Source organism: Pseudoalteromonas sp. S3178 (genome assembly GCF_005886985.1).
GTDB lineage: Bacteria > Pseudomonadota > Gammaproteobacteria > Enterobacterales > Alteromonadaceae > Pseudoalteromonas > Pseudoalteromonas carrageenovora.
This window is the reverse complement of the sequence record NZ_PNCW01000301.1, coordinates 1-249: the sequence shown is the minus strand read 5'-3', so window position 1 is coordinate 249 and position 249 is coordinate 1. Positions and strand designations below refer to the sequence as shown.

General features: G+C 40.2%; 1 protein-coding gene. It reads left to right on the top strand.

Annotation, left to right across the window (positions count from 1 at the left end):
• Positions 1-249: TetR/AcrR family transcriptional regulator (locus CWC11_RS21060; protein WP_283241028.1), on the top strand; the 249-nt coding region annotated here is incomplete at both ends.

Genomic DNA, 249 nt, shown 5'->3' with positions numbered 1-249 from the left:
GATGTGGCGTTATCATTTTTTTTACGACAACCTTGGCGATATTCTCGCTCGCGATAGTCATTTAAAACAGGGTTACATTGATTTTCAACAGGAGTTACTTGATCAGGTGCGTAACATCATTTTGGCTTTACGCGACAGCGAAATTATTGCCATTGATGAACAAGATGCTATCGAACTTGCTCATACGTTAAAATTAACGGTCAGCTTTTGGACACCCTATATGAAAGCAAGAAGGCTTAGTGGTGTGCT